This window comes from Rhizobium quercicola (assembly GCF_021168455.1).
GTDB classification, from domain to species: domain Bacteria; phylum Pseudomonadota; class Alphaproteobacteria; order Rhizobiales; family Rhizobiaceae; genus Ferranicluibacter; species Ferranicluibacter quercicola.
Window position 1 is genome coordinate 100,976 of sequence record NZ_JAJOZR010000007.1, and the last position, 22,345, is coordinate 123,320.

Genomic DNA, 22,345 nt, shown 5'->3' on the forward strand with positions numbered 1-22,345 from the left:
GTCCGTATCCTCTCCCTGACGCAGGATTGTGCGCCGGGATCTGTTCTTGCCAAAAGCGCCTGCCGGCCCATCTAAACCGGAGCAGGCACCGCATTTTCCTTGAAGTTTTCGCTTCGCTTGCCGTAAGAGACGACACCTGCACGCACGCCGTGCCAAGTTTTGAATGGTTCTAAACTGGTTTTAGAAAAGCTGAGTGCTTTCGTCAAGACAGCTCGGCCGTCTTATCCGCTTATCGGAACCATGCTCACGCCGGAGACCCAATGCCCGAAGTCATTTTCAACGGACCCGCTGGCCGACTGGAAGGCCGCTATCAGCCTTCCAAGCAGAAGAATGCCCCGATTGCGATCGTTCTGCACCCCCACCCCCAGTTCGGCGGGACGATGAACAATCAGATCGTCTACCAGCTTTTCTATATGTTCCAGAAGCGCGGCTTCACCACGCTGCGGTTTAACTTCCGCTCCATCGGCCGCAGCCAGGGCGAGTTCGATCACGGCGCCGGCGAACTGTCCGATGCCGCCTCGGCGCTCGACTGGGTCCAGAGCATGCATCCGGACAGCAAGAGCTGCTGGGTCGCAGGCTATTCGTTCGGCTCGTGGATCGGCATGCAGCTTCTGATGCGACGTCCGGAAATCGAAGGCTTCATCTCGGTCGCTCCGCAGCCCAATACCTACGACTTCTCGTTCCTCGCACCCTGCCCGTCTTCCGGCCTCATCATCAACGGCGATGTGGACAAGGTCGCTCCGGAAAAGGACGTCAACACGCTGGTCGAGAAGCTGAAGACCCAGAAGGGCATCCTGATCACCCACCACACCATCCCCGGCGCCAACCACTTCTTCAACGGCCAGGTGGATACGCTGATGGCCGAGTGCGAAGACTATCTCGACCGCCGCCTGAACGGCGAGCTGACGCCGGAGCCTGCGGCGAAGCGCATTCGCTAAAACCGATGCCATACGTCGTTATCGATACGAATGTGCTCACAAGCGCCTGTATCGGAAGCGGCGCTTCGTCCAAGGTCATCGAGCTTTGCCTTTTGAAGAAACTGACGCCGGTTCTATCGGCGTCGCTTTTCCTGGAGTATCGGGACGTCCTTTCCCGAGCGGCGATTTTCGACAGGGCGCGTCTGGACAGTCTGGAGCGCAACCTGCTGCTGCGTGCTTTTATATCGACATGCCGATGGCACGACATATATTTCAGTTGGCGGCCCAACCTCGTCGATGAAGCCGACAACCACGTTTTCGAATTGGCTGTCGCCGCAAACGGCGCTACGATCGTCACGAACAATCTCCGGGACTTTCGGTCCATGGACCTGAAGTTCCCGGACATCGTTATCGAGACGCCCCAGTCGTTGCTGCAAAGGATGATGCCATGAACGCGATCGTCATTCCGCTATCACAGGACACCGCCGAGAAGGTCGCGCGCATTGCAGGAGAACGTGGCGTGAGTGTCGAGACACTGATGTCGGATGTTGCGGTGCATATGGTCGAACAGTTCGAAGCTCGCGAACTCTACCTTCGGGAGGCCGAACGCGGGCGGCACGAAGTCGAACTGGCACTGGAGCTTCTCAGGCGCCCTTGATCCGTCGATCACGGTTTCGGACGGAAGATACCTCCGCTCACCGGTTCCCGCACGCCCGTCGTCCCTGGGAACGTCAGCGGCAAGCCGCGCAGCGAACGCACCGCGAGATAGGCCCAGGCCTCCGCCTCCATCGCACCACCATCCAGCCCCACGGCATCGGAGGAAACGACACGGGCGCCGCTCTGCCCCGCCAGCGCCGAGAATTCGCTCATGACGACCGGGTTGAGCCGACCGCCACCCGAGATGATGTAGGTCTTCGGTCGGGCCGGCAGGTGGTTTGCACAGCGCAGGATCGCAGCACCCGTGACATAGGCGAGCGTGCGCGCCCCGTCCGCGAGCGACACCTCGCCCTTGGCAGGCGGCGCGAAATCGCCGCGGTCGAGCGAGCGCCGGATGTTGTCGGTGAAGAAGGCATGGTTCAGATATCGGGCCGCCAGATCGGGCACGACGGCGCCACCTGCCGCAATCGCGCCGCCTGCATCGAACGCCCCGCATTCATGGGCCTCGACCCACTGGTCGATCAGCATGTTTCCGGGGCCGCAGTCGAAGGCAGAAAGCTGCCCGTCGTCACCGACGAAGGTCAGGTTTGAAATCCCGCCGATATTGACGAACACGACAGGCCCGTCGAGATCGCCCGGCAGATTGGCGGCAAGCGCCCGGTGATAGACGGGGATGAGCGGCGCACCTTGCCCGCCGGCCACCATGTCCGCCGCACGCATGTCATCGACGACGTCGATCCCCGTTTCCGCCGCCAGCAGAGCACCGTCGCCGATCTGCACGGTCAAGCCATCGTCCGGCCGGTGCAGCACCGTCTGCCCGTGAAAACCGATCACATCGATACCGGAAGACTTCAGCCCCTGCGCATGCAGGAAGTCGTGCACGGCCACGGCATGCAGCAGCGTCAGGTCCCGCTCGATACGCGCAAGCGCGTCCGGACGCTCGGCACGATGCCGGATCGCGCCCGCCATCACGAGCGCCGCCTTCAGCCGTGCGCGAAAGCCGCTGTCGTAGGAGAGACCGTGGCTTGGGCCGCGCCTGACGACCGCTTCGCCGTCGGTCGTCACGAGCGCGATGTCGATCCCGTCCATGCTGGTGCCGCTCATCAGCCCGATCGCCGTCTTCACCGCCGTCATTCCTGTCCCTCCCGCCCGAATCGTGTCCGCCGTCATCGTTCGCAACATTCATGACCGAGACGGATGCACTTCGCAAAAAACAATGCTAAAGGCCCGGCTTCCGCCAGATCGAAGAGTTTACGTTTATGTCCAGGTTCAAGTCCGATTTCCTCCGCACCCTCGACGAGCGCGGCTTTCTCCACCAGCTCTCCGACGAGAGCGGGCTGGACGCGCTGTTTCAGAAGGAGGTCGTTACGGCCTATATCGGCTACGATCCGACCGCATCGAGCCTGCATGTCGGCCATCTCACGCAGATCATGATGCTGCACTGGCTGCAGGAAACCGGCCACCGGCCGCTGTCGCTGATGGGCGGCGGCACCGGCATGGTCGGCGATCCCTCCTTCAAGGAGGAGGCCCGCAAGCTGATGACCGTGGAAACGATCGAGGAGAACATCGCCTCGATCAAGCGCTGCTTTGCGAACTATCTCGACTACGACAAGCCCGGCAATGCCGCGCTGATGGTCAACAATGCGGAATGGCTGCGTCCGCTCAACTACCTCGAGTTCCTGCGCGATGTCGGCCGGCATTTCTCCGTCAATCGCATGCTCTCCTTCGACAGCGTCAAGACGCGGCTCGATCGCGAGCAGTCGCTGTCCTTCCTCGAATTCAACTACATGATCCTGCAGGCCTACGATTTTGTCGAACTGGCCAAGCGCTACGACTGCCGCCTGCAGATGGGCGGCTCGGACCAGTGGGGCAACATCGTCAACGGCATCGATCTCGGTCACCGGATGGGCACGCAGCAGCTCTACGCGCTCACCTCGCCGCTGCTCACCACGTCGTCCGGTGCGAAGATGGGCAAGTCGGCCTCCGGCGCGATCTGGCTGAACGCCGAATTGCTTCCGGTCTATGATTTCTGGCAGTACTGGCGCAACACGGAAGATGCCGATGTCGGCCGCTTCCTCAAGCTCTTCACGACACTGCCCATGGACGAGATCGCCAGGTTGACGGCGCTTGGCGGCGCCGAGATCAACGAGGCGAAGAAGACGCTGGCAACCGAGGTAACCGCGATCCTGCACGGCCGCGCCGCCGCGGAAGCGGCTGCCGAGACCGCGCGCAAGACCTTCGAGGAAGGTGGCGCATCGAGTAGCCTTCCCACCGTCTCGATAAGTGATGAGGGGAAATGGTTCTACGGGCGTTCGGCTGGCGAAATCGCACTTGCTACAAATCTTTTTCCATCGAAGTCCGAGCTGCGACGGAAGATTGAGCAACGCGGGCTGAAAATAAACGATGAAGCCATTGTCGATGCCAAACAGATAATTGCGTGGAGCAATACCTATCAGGACTCGGGAGCCTTCAAAGTTCAGCTTGGCAAGAAAATCTTCTTGGTGAAGAGAGCCTAGATATCTCCTACTGAAACTCGAAAATATTCCGGAACACCCCCGGCGCGATGATCGACAGGGGGTTGATCGTCAGGTTCGGTTTGGTGAAGGAGCCGGTCAGCTTGAAGGTGATGCCGAGCAGGCCGCGATCGCGGCCGTTCCCGAGAAGGGTGCCGATCAGCGGCAATTCGCTGAAAAGGCGGTTGAGACCATAGGCCGGCATGAAGGTGCCGGTCATATCGATCTTACCGTTGGGGTCGCGCACGACGCCCTGGAAGGTCGCACCAACATCGTTGCCGCGCACGACGCCATTGTCGAGGGCGATCTGCCCGCCGTCGAGCGCGAGATTGGCAAAGCCGCGTTCGAACTTTACCGAACTCATGTCGATATCCTTCTTGACCGCCTGGTTGAGGCTTCGCCCGTCGGATGTCGAGGGCGAGGAGACCATCGACTGCAGCCGCTGCTCGTTGACGAGCGCGAATTTGCGGATATCGAGCGTTCCGCGCCAGGAGTTGCCGCCGCGGTCCCGCAGCTTCAGATTCAGAAGGCCGCCGCGCATATTGGCGTAGATATCCGCGAACCGCGCGAGTGCCCCCGCATCGCCACTCGTCAGCTGGACGATATTGTCGGCACCGGACGCCACGAGATCGCCGACCACGGCCTGTCCGGTCGAGGTCACCGCCTTCAGCTTCAGACCCTCGATCGCCTTTCCGCGGGCGGTGTAGGAGAGGTTGACGTTGGAGAGCGTTTCCGAGTGAAACCCCTGCACGCTTTCCAGCGCGGCATCGATCGAGACGCGCTTGGCCGCGGCCTCGGACACGTCGCCCTTTGCGCCGGGCGATTTCAGGCTATCGATGACCGACCGGATATCGGCCGAGCTGCCGTTGACAGTGACGCCGTAGCCGCTCTTCTGTCGCTTGACGGACACGGCATAGTTGTCGCCGGCCGCAAGGCGCACGGAGGTGAGGTCGGCGGCGGCCAGACCGGCCTTGTCGATGGTGATCGCTCCGCCGGCTCCAAAGCTCTCGCCCGAAATTTTGAAGTCGCTGATCGACGTCACCCCGTCCTTCGTCACGGCCGACAGGCTCGATGTCGCAGGCACGCCGCGCCCCTTGCTCCAGCCGATCCACGGCAGGGAGAGGGTCGCACCCTCCAGATCGACCTTGACCACCTGCTTGTCGCCGTCCTCCAGGTTCACGTCGAGGCCGACGGGTCCATCGACGATGCCGCTGAGCCCCGGTGCGAACTTCGCCAGCGCCCCGTCTGGCAAGGTGCCGGAGACAGTGCGGCTGCGCTTGACCGTGCTGTTCGCGCCGATCGGCTCCACGGCGTCGAGCTTCATGGTCACGCCGTCCACCGCCGCCTTCGCGTCGAGCACGGCGTGCTGGGGGTCGATGCGCAGCGTCCCGTCGATATCGGAGATCTCGCGGCCGGCCATCGGCGGCTTCAGCGACACGCCGTTCAGACGCATCTCCGCCTGCCATTCCGGCGGCGGCGGGTGCTGGTCGCGGGCGAGCCCGAACCGGGCGCCGACATCCGCCGTCATGGGGCCGGAAAAGTCCTCCGCCTTGAACGGGGTCTTCTGCAGCGCCTCCAGCGGCCGGTAGCTGACGAGTTCGGCAATCGCGTCGGCTTCGCCGGAAACCTGCAGCTTCAGTTCGGCCATCAGCGGTTTGCCATAGGTATCCGGGAGGATGAGGTTGCCGCCATTCAGCGTCACCGTGCGACCGGAGGGAAAATAGGCCGTGCCGCTGGTGATATCCACATCGGCCCGCTCCCCGCGCAGCGTGAAATGGCCGGTCGCGTCCCGCAGAGGCGGTATGTCTCCGGTGATGTTGACGCGCGCCCCGCCGATGTCGAAATCGATCATGAGTTCGTCCGCGGCCAGCTCCACCGGACCGGCCGTCTCCGCCAGCCGTCCTTCCTTGATCGCGAGCTCGATCTTGCCGTTGTTGACCGTTCCGCCGAAGATATTGGCGATCACCCAGCTGCGGGCCTTCTTGCCGACCCACCAGGGCCAGAGCTGCTTGATGCCGGCCGTCTGCATGTCCGTGGTCAGGCCCGCGAAGTTGATCTGCGGCGAGGTGCTCGAAAAGGCGATCGAGAGGGAACCGGCGAAGGTACCGAGCTTGCTGGCGACGGACAGCTCGCGAAACAGCATGGCGTGCCGTTCGGACTGGAAATCGCCCGCGACCTTCGCATCGAAGGTCAGCGGCGGTTCGTTGACATCGATCGGCGCGGATGTTCCGCCCTTGACGAGCACATCGATGCTGAAACCCTTCGGTAGAGCGAGCGCCATGGGGTCCGACGGAGGCGTTGCCGGAGACAGCGTGGCCGCCGGCGCCATGGAGGCCGCACTCGTCGAATCGATGTCGCGGACGGAGCCGCTGAACGGGAACACGGACTTGCCGAGACGCACCGTCGAGGTGTTCACCTCGATGCTGCCGCGTTGAAAGTCGTAAGCGAGATTGACGTCGGACGGCAGGAGATCGGATTGCAGGCCACTCGCGACGAAGACGCCCCGGTCGAGCGCGCCGGACATGGTCAGTTGCGGGGCAACGCCCGCGCCGGCCCGCACGGCCGACAGGTTGATCGAGGCCTTGGTATCGAGACCGAAGGGCGGCTCGGTCGCGGTCTCCGCGCGGTAGAGAAGGGCCGAGGTGGGAAGGCCGGTCACGGCGCCGCCGAGACGGACGATGCGACCCTTGTCACTGTCGGCCGTCAGCTGCAGTGCCGTCGACGTCCCGTCGATCGCGGCATCGCCGCGAATCGTCATGGACCCATTCTCGGCACGGGCGAAATCGAGAGAATGAACGTCGAGCTTCACCACGCGGTTGCGCGGACCGGAAAGCGGCAGCATCACATCGGCGATGCGCACCACTTGCGTGCCGCTGCGGGCGATCAGGCTGGAGATCGTGTCCATCTGCGCGAAGACGGCCTCCATCGCCCCGCTGACATCGGCAATGCGGATGCGGGTGAGGTCGAGAGGCTTGCCCTGCGGCAGGATGGCCGGCGCGAGGCGCGCACCTTCGGCTTCGATGCGCGAGACGGAAATCTTTCCGGACAGGAGCGAAAACGGGTCGAGTTCGATGAAGACAGACTCGGTCGTCAGCAGCTGCTCGTCGGAGGCGTTGCGCTTCAGCGAGACATCCTGCGCCTTCAGCGCCAGCGCGCCGTCGCCGGTCAGGCGAACCACGGTGCTGCCGACATCGACGTGATAGGCATCGCCGAGCGCATTGTTCAGCGCCGCCTGGGCGCGCGTGTTCAGAATGCGGTCGATCCCGCCGGCTTCCACCGCGATGACGAGACCGGCGGCAAACAGGATGAGGACGCAGACGAGCCCGAGAAACCCTTTGACGCAGCGGCGGGGCCAGCGGCGGCGCGTGGTGGCATGCAGGATACAGGGATCGTACGCCTGCGCCGAAGGCAGCGAGTGCAACGCGACGATGTCCTCCTTGCGGAAAACGGTCTTTTCACCCCGGATCTCACTCATGAGCGGCGTCGGCCTCTGCGAAGGTCGAAAAATGCATGTCTCGGCAAAATCCCGTGGCTCGAGGCGTACGCCTTGTCTAACAAATCAATGGACCACCGCATCCATTCTGCCTTTCGGCAGACGATGCGGCAACCGGCGTCGGAGTTTGCGCCACGAAAACCGTGCGCGCCGATGATCGTGATGGACGACACGAGCCGTCGAATCGCCGTCCATGATCCGCCGTTCTCCCCGGCGGGGATGACGGCATGCCGCTTTGCACCATATAAGTGAGGCGACAAATGGTCGGAGCGACGTCTTTCGACGTCATCCGGCGAGAAAGCGGACGAAAACAGGAGCCAACATGACCGTTATCGCCACAGGCGCCAAGGCGCCGGACTTCACCCTGCCGCGCGACGGCGGCGGAACCGTCTCGCTTGCCGAACAGGCCTGCCGCCAGGTCGTGCTCTTCTTCTACCCGAAGGACGATACCACCGGCTGCACGGCCGAATCGATCGCCTTCACGGCCAACATCAAGGCCTTCGAAGCCGCGAACGCCGTCGTGATCGGCATGTCGCCCGATTCGGCCAAGAAGCATGACAAATTCGTCGCCAAGCACGACCTTGCCGTCATTCTCGCGGCGGACGAGGACAAGACGACGCTCGAAGCCTATGGCGTCTGGGCCGAGAAGAGCATGTACGGCAAGAAATACATGGGCGTGGAGCGCACCACGGTCCTCATCGGGCCGGACGGCATCGTCACCCGCGTGTGGGAAAAGGTGAAGGTTCCCGGCCACGCCGAAGAGGTCCTCGCCGCCGTCCAGGCCGCAGCCGCGTGAGCGACGAAGCGACGGCGGGCGATTCGGCGGAAACCGCAGCCTCCGGAAACGCAAGCCCGTCTTCGCTCGCGATGCGATCGCTGCGGGACGGCGCCGCACGCGCCATTCGCGCCGCCGATCTCGACCTCAAGGCAGACCTTGCGCAGGAGGCGGCGCGCCGCTGGAGCGAGCGGCGCCTGTCCCTGCGCTCGCCGCTGGATACGCCGGTCCCTTCGCGTCCCGGCCGCCCGGAGAAGCCGGAGCTGATCCCGCCCCAGCGCGTTCCGCGTCGCGCGCTGACGACGCTGCGCGGGCGCATCGCCCTCCTCCATGCCATTGCCCATATCGAACTGAACGCCGTCGATCTCGCGCTCGACATCGTCGCCCGTTTCGCGACGGAGCGCGTGCCGAACTCGTTCTTCGATGGCTGGATGCGGGTTGCCTTCGAGGAGGCCAAGCATTTCCGGCTGGTGCGAAACCGGCTGCGTGATCTCGGCGCCGACTATGGCGACCTGCCGGCCCATGACGGGCTGTGGCAGGCCGCGCATGACACGCGAAACGACCTGACGGCGCGGCTCGCCGTCGTTCCTCTCATTCTCGAAGCCCGCGGTCTCGACGTGACGCCCGCGCTGCAGGAGAAGATGCGCCAATCGGGCGACGACGCCAGCGCCGCGGTCCTCGACATCATCTACGAGGACGAGAAGGGCCATGTGGCCGTTGGCGCCAAGTGGTTCCGCTTCCTCTGTGCCCGCGAGGGCAAGGATCCCGCGCGGGCATTCCAGGATCTCGTGCGCGCCAATTTTCGCGGCCCGCTGAAGGCGCCGTTCAACGATGTCGCCCGCGCCGAAGCCGGCCTCACGCCGTCCTTCTACCGCTCGATGACGGCCTCGGTGAACATCTGAGCCGGGACCGGATCACGGTCTCATCAAGCAAATATTAACCTTAACAAGGTCTACTCCACGCAGGAATTTAGGGCATGCGGCGGGAGTACATTGTGTCTCAGAGTTCGGGAAGCCCGATATTCGGCAAGCGCAAGGAACAGCCGATCCTGATCCTCGCCCGGGGTGAAAAAGTCCACCACATGACGGTGCGTCCATGGATGACGGCCGTCGGTGTCTCGCTCGGCGCCCTCTTTGCCGTCGGCTACCTCGCATCAACCTCCTATCTCGTGCTGCGCGACGATCTGATTGGCGGCACCATGGCGCGTCAGGCGCGCATGCAGCACGATTACGAGGATCGCATCTCGGCGCTGCGCGCCCAGGTCGATCGTGTGACCAGCCGGCAGCTGCTCGACCAGCAGGTGGTGGAGGAAAAGGTGGAGAAGCTTCTCCAGCAGCAACAGGCCCTCACCTCGCGCCACGGCAAGCTCGGCTCCCTCATCGAGCGCGCGGAGGAATCCGGCCTGGCCGATCCCGGCACCGACAAGGCCGAGAGCGAAAAGCATGCGGACGCCACGGGCGGCATCCAGGCCATCGAACGCCTGATGGGCCTTGCCGCGAAGACGGCGCCCAAGGGGCCGGCCCTTGCCTACGCCGCCCCCTTCACCCGCACCGACGCGCGCGGCGGCGATACGATCACCGATCGCGCCGACCGCCTCTTCTCCCGCGTCACCCACTCCCTGAAGGATATCGAGCGCTCGCAGAAGGACAGGATCGCGACGCTGACGTCCGGCGCCATCAGCGCGACCGATGCCATCGAGACCATCGTCGCCCGCACCGGCCTCTCCGTCACGCCGGATCCGGCCGACGTCGATGCCGCGCGAGGCCGCAGCGACGCCGACGGCACGGATACCGCGATGGGCGGTCCCTATGTCGAGCCGGACACGACGGATGTGTTCGACCGACAGCTGGTCGAACTCGACACCGCGCTTGTGCGCCTCGAGCAGGTCCGCGGCGAAGTCCGCAAGCTGCCCTTCAGCAACCCCGCCCCGCAGAGCGACATCACCAGCCAGTTCGGCAATCGGCTGGACCCGTTTCTCGGCCGTCTCGCGCTGCATGCCGGCATCGATTTCCGCGTTGCCATCGGCACCAGCGTACGCGCGACCGCGCCGGGCAAGGTCGTCGTTGCCGGCCGTAATGGCGGCTATGGCAACATGGTGGAGATCGATCACGGCAACGGCGTCAGCACGCGCTACGGGCATCTCTCGACCATTCTCGTCAATGTCGGCGATGTCGTGAAGGCCGGGGAAGCGATCGCCCGTTCCGGAAGCACGGGTCGCTCCACCGGTCCGCACCTGCATTACGAGGTCCGGCTGCACGGCGATGCGGTCGATCCGATGCGCTTCCTCAACGCCGGCATGAAGCTCAGCAGCTATATCGACTGACGCGCTTCCCAAACGGAAATTCCGTCCCATATTCAGGGTGTTCGAGCCGGATTCCCCGACTTGACGCGTCTCGATTGCCGCAAAGCGCCAGTTTTCTTGACTTTCCGCGAGCTTGGGCCTATGAGCGCCCACGACGGACCTCGAGAGCGCGGCCCGCGGCACCAGAGTTCGTTAGAACCGGAACGGAAACAGATTTCCCTTTGACAACGTTTGCTGATCTTGGCCTGAGCCAAAAAGTTCTCTCCGCCGTCACCGATGCGGGCTACACGATCCCGACGCCCATCCAGGCGAACGCCATTCCGCCGGCGCTGATGCGCCGCGATATCCTCGGGATCGCGCAGACGGGAACGGGCAAGACGGCCTCCTTCGTGCTGCCCATGCTGACGCTGCTGGAGAAGGGCCGCGCTCGGGCACGCATGCCGCGCACGCTCATTCTGGAACCGACGCGCGAACTCGCCGCCCAGGTCGCCGAGAACTTCGAGAAATACGGCAAGAACCACAAGCTCAACATCGCGCTTCTCATCGGCGGCGTGTCGTTCGACGAACAGGACCGCAAGCTGGAACGCGGCGCCGACGTGCTGATCTGCACGCCCGGCCGCCTGCTCGACCATTGCGAGCGCGGCAAGCTGCTGATGACCGGCGTCGAGATCCTCGTGATCGACGAAGCCGACCGCATGCTCGACATGGGCTTCATTCCCGATATCGAGCGCATCGCCAAGCTCATCCCGTTCACGCGCCAGACGCTGTTCTTCTCGGCCACCATGCCGCCGGAAATCCAGAAGCTGGCCGACCGCTTCCTGCAGAACCCGGAACGCATCGAGGTCGCACCGCCCTCTTCGACCGCCAAGACCGTGACGCAGCGCTTCGTCGCCACCCACGGCAAGGATTACGAGAAGCGCGCCATTCTGCGCGATCTCATCCGGTCGCAGGACGAGCTGAAAAACGCGATCATCTTCTGCAACCGCAAGCTCGATGTAGCCGATCTCTTCCGCTCGCTGTCCCGCCACGGTTTTTCGGTGGGCGCGCTGCATGGCGACATGGACCAGAGCTCGCGCACCAAGATGCTCGCGGGCTTCAAGGACAATCAGATCACGCTGCTCGTCGCCTCCGACGTTGCCGCACGCGGCCTCGACATCCCGGATGTGAGCCATGTCTTCAACTTCGACGTTCCGATCCATGCCGAGGACTACGTCCACCGGATCGGCCGCACGGGCCGCGCGGGCCGCTCCGGCGCTGCCTTCACGCTGGTCAGCCGGCGCGACGTGAAAGCGTCCGACGCGATCGAGAAGCTGATCGGCCAGAAGATCGAATGGCATAATGGCGGTCTCGACGACCTGCCGGCGCCGATGGAGAGCACGGAAACCGGTCGCCCCGAAAAAAAGGGTGGCCGTGACGGCAAGCGGCGCGGACGCGAGCGGGAACGCGATCACGCCCCGCGCCACGTCGTGGACCACAATCCCGATGCCCCGCGTCCCTACGGCACCCGGCCGGATGGCTACAGCGCCGAGAGCTACAAGCCGGATGCGGTGAAGACGGAAGCCGGCAAACCTGTCGGTCACAAGCCTGACATCAAGACAGACGATACTCATCTCCAGACCGAACCGGTGCAGCCAAGGATTGAACCCGTGAGAGCAGAACGCAAGGCAGACCCGAAGCCGCAGAACGCCGGCCCCCGGAACCACCGCCCGGCGTCGCCTGCCAACGACGACAATCGCGACCGCCGCAACCGCTATCGCCGCGACCATGACGACGGCCCGACCCCGGTCGGTTTCGGCGACGAGATCCCCGCTTTCATGCTGGTTGCCGGCAAGGCCTGATCGGCCTGACGGAGACAGCGCAAGCGCAGCGTGTTCCATGAACCGCTGCGCTTCTTGCGTTCTGCTGGACCGGCAGGCGGCTTCGCGCCATCGTGCCTGATCATGGAGGTCGCTGTGACGACATCGAAGTCTGCCGCTCCCGGCATCGATTTTCCCGGCGTCGGCTGCGGTCTCGCCATTCTGCGGGACGATCGCATCCTGCTCTGCCGCCGGCTCAAGGCGCCGGAACAGGGACACTGGACCATCACGGGCGGCAAGGTCGATATGATGGAGGACAGCCGCTCGGCGGCACGTCGCGAGGGCGTGGAAGAAAGCGGGCTCGCGATCGGCGATGCCATCGACTTTCTCTGCGTCAGCGAGCATGTGATCGAAGCGGACCGGCAGCACTGGATCTCGCTGATCTACGTCACGCGCGATACGCAGGGTGATCCTCAGGAGACCGAGCCGGACAAGCTCTCGGATATCGGATGGTACGATCTCGACGCCCTGCCCGCGCCCCTCTCCCGCTTTGCCGCCGATGCGATCGCCGCGCTCCGGGCGCAGGCGCTACTTGGCTGAGCGGACCGCCGCGTCATAGGCCAGCCGCGCCCAGCGTGTCATTTCCTCGGGATCATCGAGCGCGGCATCGGGAATCGACCAGTAGGGCATGAACACCGGCTTCTTGCCCGCTTTTCCCGCATAGCTCCACTGGCGGGCACCGGCGGCGGCAAAAAGCGGTGCGCTCTCGCGATCCGCCTTCAGCATCAGTTCGCTGTTGAGGTCGATCGCCACGATCAGCCCGTTGCGATAGACGCCCTTGCCCCCGAACATGCGCTTGATGGTCACCGGGCCGAGCCCGGAAAAGAGATCCTCGATCGCCTCGCTATCCATGTCCTACCCCTTCAGCACGCCACCGGCCGCCGCGATCGCCTCCGGCGTGTCGAGATCGAGATGGGCGGCGGGTCCGATATCGACATCGACGACCGGCAGTCCGCCCGTTTCGATCACATGCCGTGCCCCCACATCGCCTTCGAGCGTGCGGAGCGCCGGAAACAGCGCGCGTGGCAGGATCACCGGGTTACCCCGCTTGCCACCATAGACGGCGCGCACCACCACCCGTCCACCCTGTTCTTCGAACGCCGCGATCAACCGGCGAAGATCGTCTGCCGTGACGCCCGGCATGTCCGCCAGGAGCACCAGCATTCCATCCGCCTCGGGCCCGGCAGCATCGAGGCCGGCGATCAGCGACGAGGCCATGCCCGACGCGAAATCCTCATTGTGCACGAGCACCAGATCGAGGCCGGACAGCGCCTCCCGGATCTCGCCCGCCCGATGTCCCGTCACCACCACCGGTGCGGGGCTGGCGGCAAGCGCCACCGCCGTCGTCCGGCGCACCAGCGGCACGCCGTCGAAGGTCGCCAGAAGCTTGTGATGCCCCGCCGTGCCCATACGGCTCGCCTGCCCGGCCGCAAGGACGACCGGACGCACGATCAGCGGGCTCATCGCCTGAAAGCCGTTCCCATCCGTTTCGCTGCGCGCGCGCGGACGCGGACGTGTGGGAATTTCCGCCAGAAGTCCGCCAACGCCCATGCCCGTGATCTCCTGCGCACCCACCGTCTCGCCTGCAAGAATCCGGTCCAGCACCCAGTCGAAACCGTTCTCCTTCGGGCTGCGCGCGCAACCCGGCGCGCCGATGATCCTGATATCGCCGAGGGTGCCGAGCACGAGAAGATTGCCCGGATCGACCGGCATGCCCAAATGATCGACAGTGCCTCCGGCCTCACGGATGGCCGCCGGGATGACGTCGTCCCGATCGGTCACGGCCGATGCGCCGAACACGATCACCAGACGTGATCGGGCGGAGGGTTGCGCCATGGCGTCGCGGATCGCCTTGGCCACGGCACCCTGCTCGTGCGCCACGCGGACCTCGTGCAGAAGGCGGCTTCCCGAGCGCCGCAGCCGATCCTCGAGCACACGCCGCGTCTTGTCCATCACCTGCGTTTTCAACGACGGCAGCAGGGTCGAGACGAGCGTAACGTCACGCGGGATAAACGGATTGACGGCAAAGGCCGGTCCCTCGCCCAGAATCGCCGCGGCCTCATCGGCACTTCGCCGGTCCACGGCAAGCGGAATGATCTTGATCGTCGCCACCATGTCGCCCGCCCGCACCGCCACGTGATCGGCAAGGCAGGCGAGCGTGATGGCGGGGTCGATGCGGTTGAAGCGGTCCACACGGTCGCGCGTCGCGACGAAGAGGCCATCCACAGACGCGTGGACGTTCAGGCGGCCGGTCGAGGCTGGCGAGAACGTCATATGGTCCGGTGCCAGACCCGCCGCAATCAACGTCGCCGCCGCATCCTCGCCGATATCGTCGGCCCCGAGACGGGCAACGACCACCCGATCCATGCCGATCGCCGCAAGCGCCGCCACATCCGTGGCGCCAAGCCGCGTGCCTTTGGCGAGCCTCCCCTCCGGAAGGACCACGGCATGGGCGAGTATAGCCTCCTCCGCATCGCCGAGCGGAACCGGACCGAACCTCATGCGCCGACCGTCCCAGCCACCAAGACAGTGTCCGCAACCGGTCGCGCTCGAAGCGACTGGATGATATCGGCGAGGATCGACACCGCGATTTCCGCAGGCGTCGCCGCCCCGATGGCGAGGCCGATGGGCGCGGAGATACGCGCGATGGCCGCCTGCGTCAGACCCAGAGCCTGAAGCCGCTCGACGCGTCTGCCATGCGTCTTCCGGCTGCCGAGGGCACCGACATAGAAACACCCGGCCTCCAGCGCAGCCTTCAGCGCGGTATCGTCGATCTTCGGATCATGCGTGATGGCGGCCAGCGCCGTATAGGCATCGAGCGGGCGTCCCGGCAACACGTCGTCCGGCCAGTCGGCAACAAGATCGACGCCGCCAAAGCGCTCGGGCGTGGCAAAGGCGGTGCGGGGATCGATCACGAGCGTGGAAAACCCGGCGAGGTCGGCCATGGGCACCAGAGCCTGCGCGATATGCACGGCGCCGATGATCACCAGCCGCGGCGGCGGCCGGTAAATGTTGACGAAACAGTGTCCGTCGGCACCCCGTCGCGACACGCCGGACACGAAGGCCGCTCCGACATCGTCTGGCACCGCCTCGCCCTCGGCGAAAACGTGCGTGCGACCGGTCGCAAGATCGGTCGAGGATGCCACAGCACGCCGGCCGGCGCGCCATTCGTTGAGCCGACGAAGGGACGGCAGGTCGAGCCCGGCGCCGACCGTCTGCACGAGGACGCGGATCTGTCCGCCGCAGGAAAGGCCGACCTGCCAGGCCGTCTCGTCGGCCACGCCGAAGGAGAGCACGCGCGCCTCGCCGGAGGCGATCACGTCCGCCGCCTCGGCCACCACGGCCCCTTCCACGCATCCGCCGGAAACGGAACCGTCGAAATTCCCGTTCTCGTCGATGACGAGATGGCTGCCGACCGGTCGCGGCGCGGAACCCCACGTCTCGATCACCGTGGCGAGCGCCACCGCCCGGCCCTGCTGGCTCCAGGCCTGCGCAAGCAGGAGGGGATCATGCGCCTCTACATCGTTCGTCATCGACATATCTCTGATCATGGAAACCGGCGGTTGCCGCACGATGACCGATATAGGGCGTCCGCCGTCGGTTTTCAGCAACGGGGACAGCGGATTTTCCGCGACCGCTTCGCGCCTTGTTCGCGCCGCCGGCCTCGTCGTCCTTTGCGTTCTCCGAGCGAAAACATGGGCATCCCCGCGGGAACCGGCCGTTTTCCTTTGACGCGCGTCCCCGGATTGCCGAACATGGGGAAAGCCGGCCGCTTGCATCGTCATCAAAGATGCCGAGATCCGGTCGAAGAGACGGCACGTCGTTGCGTCGTGCCCCGAAAAACCGAAAGATCCATGTCCCGCGCCCTCGTCCTCATTCCCGCTTTCGCACTCGCCGCCGGCCTGGCCTCCGGTGCTGCCGCGGCCGGGCTGAAGGTCGGTGTCGTCGCCCCCGTCGAAGGGCCGCTCGCTCTGCTCGGGCGTCAGGTCCTCGAAGGCGCGCGGTTTCAGGCGGAGGCCCGCGGCTCCGAGGTGGTCGCCATTCCCGAAACCTGCGAGGCCGGCGACGCCGAGGCCCTGAAGACCGCCGTCGCTGCGGCGGGCGCCGAGGCGCTGGTCGGCTTCCTCTGCACCGAGAGCCTCGACGCCGTCCTGCCGACGCTTGCCGGCACCGGCATCCCCGCCGTCACCTTGAGCGTCCGCTCCGATATCCTCATGGAAGACGCGCGCAAGAATGGCTGGCCGCTCTACCGGCTGGTGCCGAATGCACGCAAGGAGGTCGAGACGATTGCCAGCGTCATCCTCGAGCGCTGGAAGGGCGAGCCCCTCGCCTTGATCGACGACGGCACGATCCACGGGCGCGATCTCGTGGAAGGCGTGCGGTCGGCTCTGGCCGAGGCGGGCATGACGCCGGTCTTCTCCGATACCTACCGCCCGGCGCAGGAGCAGCAGGTCAGCCTCGTGCGCCGCCTCGCCCGCAGCGGCGCGACCCATGTGCTGATCGGCGGCGACCGGAGCGATGCCGCAATCATCGCGCGCGATGCCCGCAGTGAGAAACTCGCGCTGACGCTTCTGGGCGGCGAGGCGCTCGATGCGGCCGATCCGCCGGTCCCGCTGGCGGATGGCGTCCTCGCCGTCACGCTGCCGGAGGCGTCGACCCTGCCGCAGGCAGCCGCCACGGCGGCGGCGATGCGGGCCGCCAATATCGTGCCCGAAGGCTATGCCCTGCCGGCGTTCGCCGCCATGACCTTGGCTGAGCAGGCAAAAGACCGCGCGCTGAAGGACGGCACGCCGCTTGCCGACGCGCTGCCGAAAGCGTCCTACCCGACCGTCGTCGGACCCATCCGCTTCGATGCCGGCCACGAGCTCGCCGACAATCCCTACAGAGTGATGGAATGGCGCCAGGGCCGCTTCGTGGACGCGCCGCCGCCGGGCGAGTGAGGGCCGCGACATGACGATGCGACGTGGACCCCGCAATGCGCTGACCGATGTTCCCGGACTGGCGGTCGGCCACGCGCAGGACGAGCGACTGAAGTCCGGCGTCACCGCGATCCTCTGCGATCCGCCGGCCGTCGGCGCGGTATCGATCATCGGCGGCGCGCCCGGCACGCGCGAAACAGACCTCCTGGAGCCCCACAACAGCGTGCAGACCGTGGATGCGCTCTGCCTTGCCGGCGGCTCCGCCTTCGGTCTCGATGCGGCGTCGGGCGTGCAGGCGGCGCTCCGCGCCATGGGTCGCGGGCTGAAGGTCGGACCGGCCATCGTGCCGATCGTCCCGGCCGCCATCCTGTTCGACCTCAACAATGGCGGCGACAAGAACTGGGGCACCTATGCGCCCTATCGCGACCTCGGCTACACCGCCGCCATGGCCGCGGCGGACGAGGTCGCGACCGGCAGCGTCGGTGCCGGCACCGGCGCCAACACCGCCACCGTCAAGGGCGGCCTCGGCACCGCGTCCACCATCCTTGGCAGCGGCATCACCGTCGGCGCGCTCGCCGCCGTCAACCCGCTCGGCTCGGCGACCATCGGCGACACCGCCTGCTTCTGGGCCGCCCCTTTCGAACTGGAAGAAGAGTTCGGCGGGCTGGGCCTGCCCGTGCCCCTGCCGGAAAACGCGACGGCCATCCGCACGAAGCTCGATGCCGTCACGCCGATGGCCAACACGACAATCGCCGTGATCGCCACGGACGTCTCGCTGACCAAGGCCGAAGCCAAGCGCCTTGCCGTCGCCGCGCATGACGGCTTCTCCCGCGCCCTCTGGCCATCGCACACGCCGCTCGACGGCGATCTGGTCTTTGCCCTGTCGACGGGCCGACGGCCCGGCAATCTCAGCCCGGCGGATTTTCTCGCTCTCTGTGCCGCCGCTGCCGCCACGATGGCGCGCGCGATTGCGCGTGGCGTGCACGACGCGACCCCGGCGGAAGGCGACATCCGGCCTTGCTGGCACGACCTGCAGCCCAAGAAGCCCTGAACACCCGACATTGCCGGGCCCGTCCGCCAGTGCTACTGCAACAGCACTCGGACCGGAATCGGTTCAGGGAAGAATGATGCAGCCGCTTTCCTTGCATCGAAGCGAGGGAAACGCGTCCTGGAGATTTGAGCATGCCGCGTCCCATTCGTATCGCCCCGTCCATTCTCGCCTCCGATTTCGCGCGGCTTGGTGAGGAGGTGCGCGACGTCGTGGCGGCCGGCGCCGATTGGGTGCATCTCGATGTGATGGATGGCCATTTCGTGCCCAACATCACCTTCGGCCCCGATGTCGTAAAGGCTCTGCGTCCCGTGACGGCCGCACCCTTCGACTGCCACCTGATGATTGCTCCCGCCGATCCCTATCTCGAAGCTTTCGCCAAGGCCGGATGCGACAGCATCACCGTGCATGCCGAGGCCGGCCCGCATCTGCACCGTTCGCTCCAGACAATCCGCGGCCTTGGCAAGAAGGCGGGGGTCGCCATCAACCCCGCCACGCCGGAGGCCACTGTCGAATACCTCCTCGATACGGTCGATCTTGTGCTCGTGATGACCGTTAATCCCGGCTTCGGCGGCCAGAAATTCGTCGAGCCGACGCTCGACAAGATCCGCCGCGTCCGCAGCCTCATCGGTGACCGGCCGATCGACATCCAGGTCGACGGCGGCATCACCGAGGCAACGATCGCCACCGCCGCCGCCGCCGGCGCGAATGTCTTCGTCGCGGGGTCCGCGATCTATGGCGGCGGCTCGCCCGAAGCCTATCGCACCGCGATCGACACGCTCCGCGCGCTTGCGGAAGGCGGTCGCGGATGACCATCGACGGCGGCCCGGCGCGGCTGCCGACGGGCACGCCGCGTCCGGGCCTGAGCACGGTGATCGGAGACCGGTTGCGCGCCGGTTGGCAAGACACGCGACGCCACCTGCACCTCTCACCGGTCTGGGGGCTCATGATGTCGCTTTGCGCCCTCGTCTCCCTCTTCCTGTACGGGCGGGCCGGAACCGGCCACAGCGTCTCGGTCGTGATCCTCTATTTCCTCGGCGGCATGCTCGCCTTCCCGGTCAGCGTATTCCTCTCGCGAGCGCTGGCGTTCGGCCGGCGCGCCGAAACACGCTTTGCCGGCACCTTCCTCTGTCTGACCCTTCTGACGATCGGCTTGACGGCCTTTCTGTTCGCCATGCAGTATCGCCTGTTCTTCGCCCGCTGGCATGCGCCGTTTGCCACCCGCATCTGGTTCTACCAGTTCGCCTTCACCAGTGCGGGCGCCGTCTACCAGTTCATCGTCATGGGCGTGCGGCTTTACATGCCGATCGGGCTACCGGCACTTCTCGGCATGAGCCTGTGGCTGACGCGGGAGCGCAGGCACGAGAGCGTAAACGCCGTTCGGCGTTGAGCTTGCCGGACATCTTTGATAGAGGCTCGGCCAACGATATCCGAGAGAAAGCTGACAGCCGATGATCCCCCGCTATTCCCGGCCGGAAATGGTCGCCATCTGGTCGCCCGAATCCAAGTTCCGCATCTGGTTCGAAATCGAGGCGCATGCCTGCGACGCGCTCGCCGAGCTTGGCGTCATCCCCAAGGACGCCGCGCGCACCATCTGGGAAAAGGGCGGCGCCGCCACCTTCGACGTTGACCGGATCGACGAGATCGAAGCCGTCACCAAGCACGACGTCATCGCCTTCCTCACCCATCTCGCTGAAATCGTCGGCCCGGATGCCCGTTTCGTGCATCAGGGCATGACGTCCTCGGACGTGCTCGACACCTGCTTCAGCGTCCAGCTCGTCAAGGCGACGGACCTGCTCCTGGCCGACATGGACCGCCTGCTCGACGCCCTGAAGCGCCGCGCCTTCGAGCACAAGGACACGGTCACCATCGGCCGCTCCCACGGCATCCATGCCGAGCCCACCACCTTCGGGGTGAAGCTGGCCCTCGCCTATGCCGAGTTCGAGCGCTGCCGCGCCCGCCTCGTCGTTGCGCGTGAGGAGATCGCCACCTGTGCGATCTCCGGTGCCGTCGGCACCTTCGCCAATATCGACCCCCGCGTCGAAGAGCATGTCGCCGCCGCCCTCGGCCTCAAGCCGGAGCCCGTCTCCACACAGGTCATCCCGCGCGACCGTCACGCCATGTACTTCGCCACCCTCGGCGTCATCGCGTCGTCGGTCGAGCGCGTCGCCACCGAAATCCGCCATCTGCAGCGCACGGAAGTTCTGGAAGCCGAGGAATATTTCTCGCCGGGCCAGAAGGGCTCCTCCGCCATGCCGCACAAGCGCAATCCGGTGCTGACGGAAAACCTGACGGGCCTCGCCCGCATGGTGCGCGCCTTCTCCATTCCGGCCATGGAAAACGTCGCCCTCTGGCACGAGCGTGATATCTCGCACTCCTCGGTCGAGCGCATGATCGGCCCGGACGCAACCGTGACGCTCGATTTCGCCCTCGCCCGCCTGACCAATGTCATCGACAAGCTGCTGGTCTACCCGGACAACATGATGGGCAACCTCAACAAGTTCCGCGGCCTCGTCCACTCGCAGCGCGTCCTCCTCGCCCTCACGCAGGCCGGCGCCTCGCGCGAAGACGCCTATCGCCTCGTCCAGCGCAATGCGATGCGGGTGTGGGAACAGGGCAAGGATTTCCTGGAAGAGCTTCTCGCCGATGACGAAGTGCGGGGCTACCTGCCGGAGGCCGACATCCGCGAGAAATTCGACCTCGGCTACCACACCAAGCATGTCGACACGATCTTCCGTCGCGTCTTCGGCTGAGGCCTGACGCCGATCCGTCCAGAATCGCGGGATCGGTCGCCTTCAATAGAATGCGACCGATCTTCGCAAGGCTTTGGTGAAGGCTTCCCGATAGTTTGTAAACTGCAGCTAACATGCAGACGAGGGAGCAGCACCGACATGCCGGCACAAATGGGTATGGAACGAGAGACGCGGTCCCGCGCCAAGCTCGCGGCTCGCGTCACCTGCCGGGACAAGACGAGCTCGGGCACCGTGGTCGATCTGTCGGATGCAGGCATGAGCCTGCAACTGGCCTACGATATCAAGGCAACCCAGGGCCAGGCGGTCATCATCGAGACCGAAGAGCTCGGGCGGTTGAACGGCATGGTGCAGTGGGCACGGGGCGACCAGATTGGCGTGCGCCTGATGACCTCGTCCAACACCAGCGCCAAGATCGCCTCCTACTACAAGTTTTTCCGGTAGATGACGCGCGCGGCAGGCCGCAAACGCGGTGCGTGACGCCCGCAGGTCTTGACAACGACGGCAGGCCGACGCACATCGCGAAATCATGAAAGCTTCGGAAGCAGACATCCTCATCGTCCCCGGATACACCAATTCCGGCCCGGATCACTGGCAGACACGCTGGGAAAGCAAGCTCGCCTCGGCGCGCCGCGTCGAACAGGCGGAGTGGGTGAAGCCCGTGCGCGAGGATTGGGTCGCCCGGATGAACGAGGAGATCGCGGCGGCAACGAAACCCGTCGTCATCGTTGCGCATTCCCTCGGCGTCGCCACGGCCGTGCATGCAATTTCCAAGGAAAACCAGCACAAGATTGCCGGCGCCTTCTTCGTCGCGCCACCGGATGTCGAGAACCCGAAGATCCGCCCGAAACATCTGATGACGTTCGGCCCCTACCCGCGCGACCCGCTGCCCTTCCCCTCCATGATCGTCGCCAGCCGCAACGATCATTTTGGATCCTACGAGCATGCCGGCGATATCGCCAATGCCTGGGGCTCCATCCTCGTGGATGCGGGCGAGTCCGGCCATCTCAATGCCGAATCGGGCCACGGCCCCTGGCCCGAGGGCACGATGGTCTTTGCGCAGTTTCTCAGCCGCCTAAAGCCTTGACTTACCGCAATATCTGGGTGAATCCTGA

21 protein-coding genes are annotated in these 22,345 nt (G+C 65.3%); 16 read left to right on the plus strand and 5 right to left on the minus strand.

The genetic code is table 11. The features are described from left to right. Window positions 1-260: 260 nt before the first annotated feature. Genes LRX75_RS12160 through LRX75_RS12170 form a run of 3 tightly spaced genes read left to right on the plus strand, consistent with a single transcriptional unit; the run spans window position 261 to window position 1,575 of the window. The gene (locus tag LRX75_RS12160) at window positions 261-938 is read left to right on the plus strand and encodes an alpha/beta hydrolase (protein ID WP_231814685.1); all 678 of its coding nucleotides are present in this window, start codon (window positions 261-263) and stop codon (window positions 936-938) included. Between the two features lie 5 nt (window positions 939-943). Then, the gene (locus LRX75_RS12165; protein ID WP_231814687.1) at window positions 944-1,369 is read left to right on the plus strand and encodes a putative toxin-antitoxin system toxin component, PIN family; all 426 of its coding nucleotides are present in this window, start codon (window positions 944-946) and stop codon (window positions 1,367-1,369) included. Then, window positions 1,366-1,575: a hypothetical protein gene (locus tag LRX75_RS12170; protein WP_231814689.1), complete on the plus strand. Its 210-nt coding sequence runs from the start codon at window positions 1,366-1,368 to the stop codon at window positions 1,573-1,575. The genes LRX75_RS12165 and LRX75_RS12170 overlap by 4 nt, the downstream gene beginning before the upstream one ends. 8 nt (window positions 1,576-1,583) lie before the next feature. On the opposite strand, the gene LRX75_RS12175 is transcribed toward LRX75_RS12170, so the two are convergent. After that, window positions 1,584-2,708, minus strand: coding sequence for an anhydro-N-acetylmuramic acid kinase (locus LRX75_RS12175; RefSeq protein ID WP_231814691.1), 1,125 nt, complete (start codon window positions 2,706-2,708; stop codon window positions 1,584-1,586). Between the two features lie 125 nt (window positions 2,709-2,833). Here LRX75_RS12175 and tyrS point away from each other — a divergent pair, with 125 nt between their 5' ends. Then, on the plus strand, window positions 2,834-4,090 hold the full coding sequence (tyrS, locus tag LRX75_RS12180; RefSeq protein ID WP_231814693.1) for a tyrosine--tRNA ligase: 1,257 nt from the start codon (window positions 2,834-2,836) through the stop codon (window positions 4,088-4,090). A gap of 7 nt (window positions 4,091-4,097) precedes the next feature. Here the strand turns inward: tyrS and LRX75_RS12185 are convergent, their stop codons facing one another. Next, window positions 4,098-7,562: a DUF3971 domain-containing protein gene (locus LRX75_RS12185; RefSeq protein WP_231814695.1), complete on the minus strand. Its 3,465-nt coding sequence runs from the start codon at window positions 7,560-7,562 to the stop codon at window positions 4,098-4,100. A gap of 340 nt (window positions 7,563-7,902) precedes the next feature. Here LRX75_RS12185 and LRX75_RS12190 point away from each other — a divergent pair, with 340 nt between their 5' ends. The 5 genes from LRX75_RS12190 to LRX75_RS12210 all read left to right on the plus strand — a co-directional run bounded on the left by LRX75_RS12190 (window position 7,903) and on the right by LRX75_RS12210 (window position 13,053). After that, window positions 7,903-8,376 (plus strand): peroxiredoxin, encoded by a 474-nt coding sequence (locus LRX75_RS12190; RefSeq protein WP_231814697.1) that lies wholly within the window; start codon window positions 7,903-7,905, stop codon window positions 8,374-8,376. A 71-nt stretch (window positions 8,377-8,447) separates the two neighbouring features. Next, window positions 8,448-9,257, plus strand: coding sequence for a ferritin-like domain-containing protein (locus tag LRX75_RS12195; protein ID WP_231815017.1), 810 nt, complete (start codon window positions 8,448-8,450; stop codon window positions 9,255-9,257). A gap of 92 nt (window positions 9,258-9,349) precedes the next feature. After that, complete coding sequence (locus LRX75_RS12200; RefSeq protein WP_231814699.1) at window positions 9,350-10,678, plus strand: M23 family metallopeptidase; 1,329 nt, start codon at window positions 9,350-9,352, stop codon at window positions 10,676-10,678. A 200-nt stretch (window positions 10,679-10,878) separates the two neighbouring features. Then, entirely contained in the window at window positions 10,879-12,495 is a 1,617-nt protein-coding gene (locus LRX75_RS12205; RefSeq protein ID WP_113151717.1) for a DEAD/DEAH box helicase, read from the plus strand. Window positions 12,496-12,609: 114 nt separating this feature from the next. Next, window positions 12,610-13,053, plus strand: a complete 444-nt coding sequence (locus tag LRX75_RS12210; protein WP_231814701.1) for an NUDIX domain-containing protein — start codon at window positions 12,610-12,612, stop codon at window positions 13,051-13,053. On the opposite strand, the gene LRX75_RS12215 is transcribed toward LRX75_RS12210, so the two are convergent. Genes LRX75_RS12215 through LRX75_RS12225 form a run of 3 tightly spaced genes read right to left on the minus strand, consistent with a single transcriptional unit; the run spans window position 13,042 to window position 16,046 of the window. Continuing rightward, the gene (locus tag LRX75_RS12215; RefSeq protein WP_231814703.1) at window positions 13,042-13,365 is read right to left on the minus strand and encodes a TfoX/Sxy family protein; all 324 of its coding nucleotides are present in this window, start codon (window positions 13,363-13,365) and stop codon (window positions 13,042-13,044) included. The genes LRX75_RS12210 and LRX75_RS12215 overlap by 12 nt on opposite strands. A 3-nt stretch (window positions 13,366-13,368) precedes the next feature. Next, window positions 13,369-15,015 (minus strand): NTP transferase domain-containing protein, encoded by a 1,647-nt coding sequence (locus tag LRX75_RS12220; RefSeq protein WP_231814704.1) that lies wholly within the window; start codon window positions 15,013-15,015, stop codon window positions 13,369-13,371. Further along, window positions 15,012-16,046, minus strand: a complete 1,035-nt coding sequence (locus LRX75_RS12225; RefSeq protein ID WP_231814706.1) for an XdhC family protein — start codon at window positions 16,044-16,046, stop codon at window positions 15,012-15,014. The genes LRX75_RS12220 and LRX75_RS12225 overlap by 4 nt, the downstream gene beginning before the upstream one ends. A gap of 321 nt (window positions 16,047-16,367) precedes the next feature. Here LRX75_RS12225 and LRX75_RS12230 point away from each other — a divergent pair, with 321 nt between their 5' ends. From LRX75_RS12230 to LRX75_RS12260, 7 genes are all read left to right on the plus strand, one after another. Next, window positions 16,368-17,453 (plus strand): ABC transporter substrate-binding protein, encoded by a 1,086-nt coding sequence (locus tag LRX75_RS12230; protein ID WP_231814708.1) that lies wholly within the window; start codon window positions 16,368-16,370, stop codon window positions 17,451-17,453. Window positions 17,454-17,469: 16 nt separating this feature from the next. Continuing rightward, the gene (locus tag LRX75_RS12235; RefSeq protein ID WP_231815019.1) at window positions 17,470-18,483 is read left to right on the plus strand and encodes a P1 family peptidase; all 1,014 of its coding nucleotides are present in this window, start codon (window positions 17,470-17,472) and stop codon (window positions 18,481-18,483) included. Between the two features lie 131 nt (window positions 18,484-18,614). Beyond that, window positions 18,615-19,292, plus strand: coding sequence for a ribulose-phosphate 3-epimerase (gene rpe / locus LRX75_RS12240; protein ID WP_231814710.1), 678 nt, complete (start codon window positions 18,615-18,617; stop codon window positions 19,290-19,292). Then, window positions 19,289-19,870 carry a hypothetical protein gene (locus LRX75_RS12245; protein ID WP_231814712.1) on the plus strand — a complete coding sequence of 194 codons (582 nt, stop codon included), beginning with the start codon at window positions 19,289-19,291 and terminating at the stop codon, window positions 19,868-19,870. Before rpe ends, LRX75_RS12245 begins: the two co-directional genes overlap by 4 nt. Window positions 19,871-19,931: 61 nt before the next feature. Next, window positions 19,932-21,233: an adenylosuccinate lyase gene (gene purB, locus LRX75_RS12250; RefSeq protein ID WP_231814714.1), complete on the plus strand. Its 1,302-nt coding sequence runs from the start codon at window positions 19,932-19,934 to the stop codon at window positions 21,231-21,233. 138 nt (window positions 21,234-21,371) lie between these two features. Further along, window positions 21,372-21,674 carry a PilZ domain-containing protein gene (locus LRX75_RS12255; RefSeq protein ID WP_231814716.1) on the plus strand — a complete coding sequence of 101 codons (303 nt, stop codon included), beginning with the start codon at window positions 21,372-21,374 and terminating at the stop codon, window positions 21,672-21,674. A gap of 85 nt (window positions 21,675-21,759) precedes the next feature. Then, a complete protein-coding gene (locus LRX75_RS12260) occupies window positions 21,760-22,317 on the plus strand; it encodes an RBBP9/YdeN family alpha/beta hydrolase (RefSeq protein ID WP_231814718.1) in 558 nt (185 codons plus the stop codon). Window positions 22,318-22,345: the final 28 nt, after the last annotated feature.

Excerpts from the sequence above, each read along its gene's own strand:
- purB (WP_231814714.1), top strand. The coding sequence starts at position 19,932 with ATGATCCCCCGCTATTCCCGGCCGGAAATGGTCGCCATCTGGTCGCCC.
- LRX75_RS12195 (WP_231815017.1), top strand. The coding sequence starts at position 8,448 with ATGCGATCGCTGCGGGACGGCGCCGCACGCGCCATTCGCGCCGCCGAT.
- LRX75_RS12245 (WP_231814712.1), top strand. The coding sequence starts at position 19,289 with ATGACCATCGACGGCGGCCCGGCGCGGCTGCCGACGGGCACGCCGCGT.
- LRX75_RS12170 (WP_231814689.1), top strand. The coding sequence starts at position 1,366 with ATGAACGCGATCGTCATTCCGCTATCACAGGACACCGCCGAGAAGGTC.
- LRX75_RS12185 (WP_231814695.1), bottom strand. The coding sequence starts at position 7,562 with ATGAGTGAGATCCGGGGTGAAAAGACCGTTTTCCGCAAGGAGGACATC.
- LRX75_RS12235 (WP_231815019.1), top strand. The coding sequence starts at position 17,470 with ATGCGACGTGGACCCCGCAATGCGCTGACCGATGTTCCCGGACTGGCG.
- LRX75_RS12160 (WP_231814685.1), top strand. The coding sequence starts at position 261 with ATGCCCGAAGTCATTTTCAACGGACCCGCTGGCCGACTGGAAGGCCGC.
- LRX75_RS12175 (WP_231814691.1), bottom strand. The coding sequence starts at position 2,708 with ATGACGGCGGTGAAGACGGCGATCGGGCTGATGAGCGGCACCAGCATG.
- LRX75_RS12255 (WP_231814716.1), top strand. The coding sequence starts at position 21,372 with ATGCCGGCACAAATGGGTATGGAACGAGAGACGCGGTCCCGCGCCAAG.
- LRX75_RS12190 (WP_231814697.1), top strand. The coding sequence starts at position 7,903 with ATGACCGTTATCGCCACAGGCGCCAAGGCGCCGGACTTCACCCTGCCG.
- LRX75_RS12165 (WP_231814687.1), top strand. The coding sequence starts at position 944 with ATGCCATACGTCGTTATCGATACGAATGTGCTCACAAGCGCCTGTATC.
- LRX75_RS12220 (WP_231814704.1), bottom strand. The coding sequence starts at position 15,015 with ATGAGGTTCGGTCCGGTTCCGCTCGGCGATGCGGAGGAGGCTATACTC.
- LRX75_RS12260 (WP_231814718.1), top strand. The coding sequence starts at position 21,760 with ATGAAAGCTTCGGAAGCAGACATCCTCATCGTCCCCGGATACACCAAT.
- LRX75_RS12215 (WP_231814703.1), bottom strand. The coding sequence starts at position 13,365 with ATGGATAGCGAGGCGATCGAGGATCTCTTTTCCGGGCTCGGCCCGGTG.
- LRX75_RS12230 (WP_231814708.1), top strand. The coding sequence starts at position 16,368 with ATGTCCCGCGCCCTCGTCCTCATTCCCGCTTTCGCACTCGCCGCCGGC.
- rpe (WP_231814710.1), top strand. The coding sequence starts at position 18,615 with ATGCCGCGTCCCATTCGTATCGCCCCGTCCATTCTCGCCTCCGATTTC.
- LRX75_RS12225 (WP_231814706.1), bottom strand. The coding sequence starts at position 16,046 with ATGACGAACGATGTAGAGGCGCATGATCCCCTCCTGCTTGCGCAGGCC.
- tyrS (WP_231814693.1), top strand. The coding sequence starts at position 2,834 with ATGTCCAGGTTCAAGTCCGATTTCCTCCGCACCCTCGACGAGCGCGGC.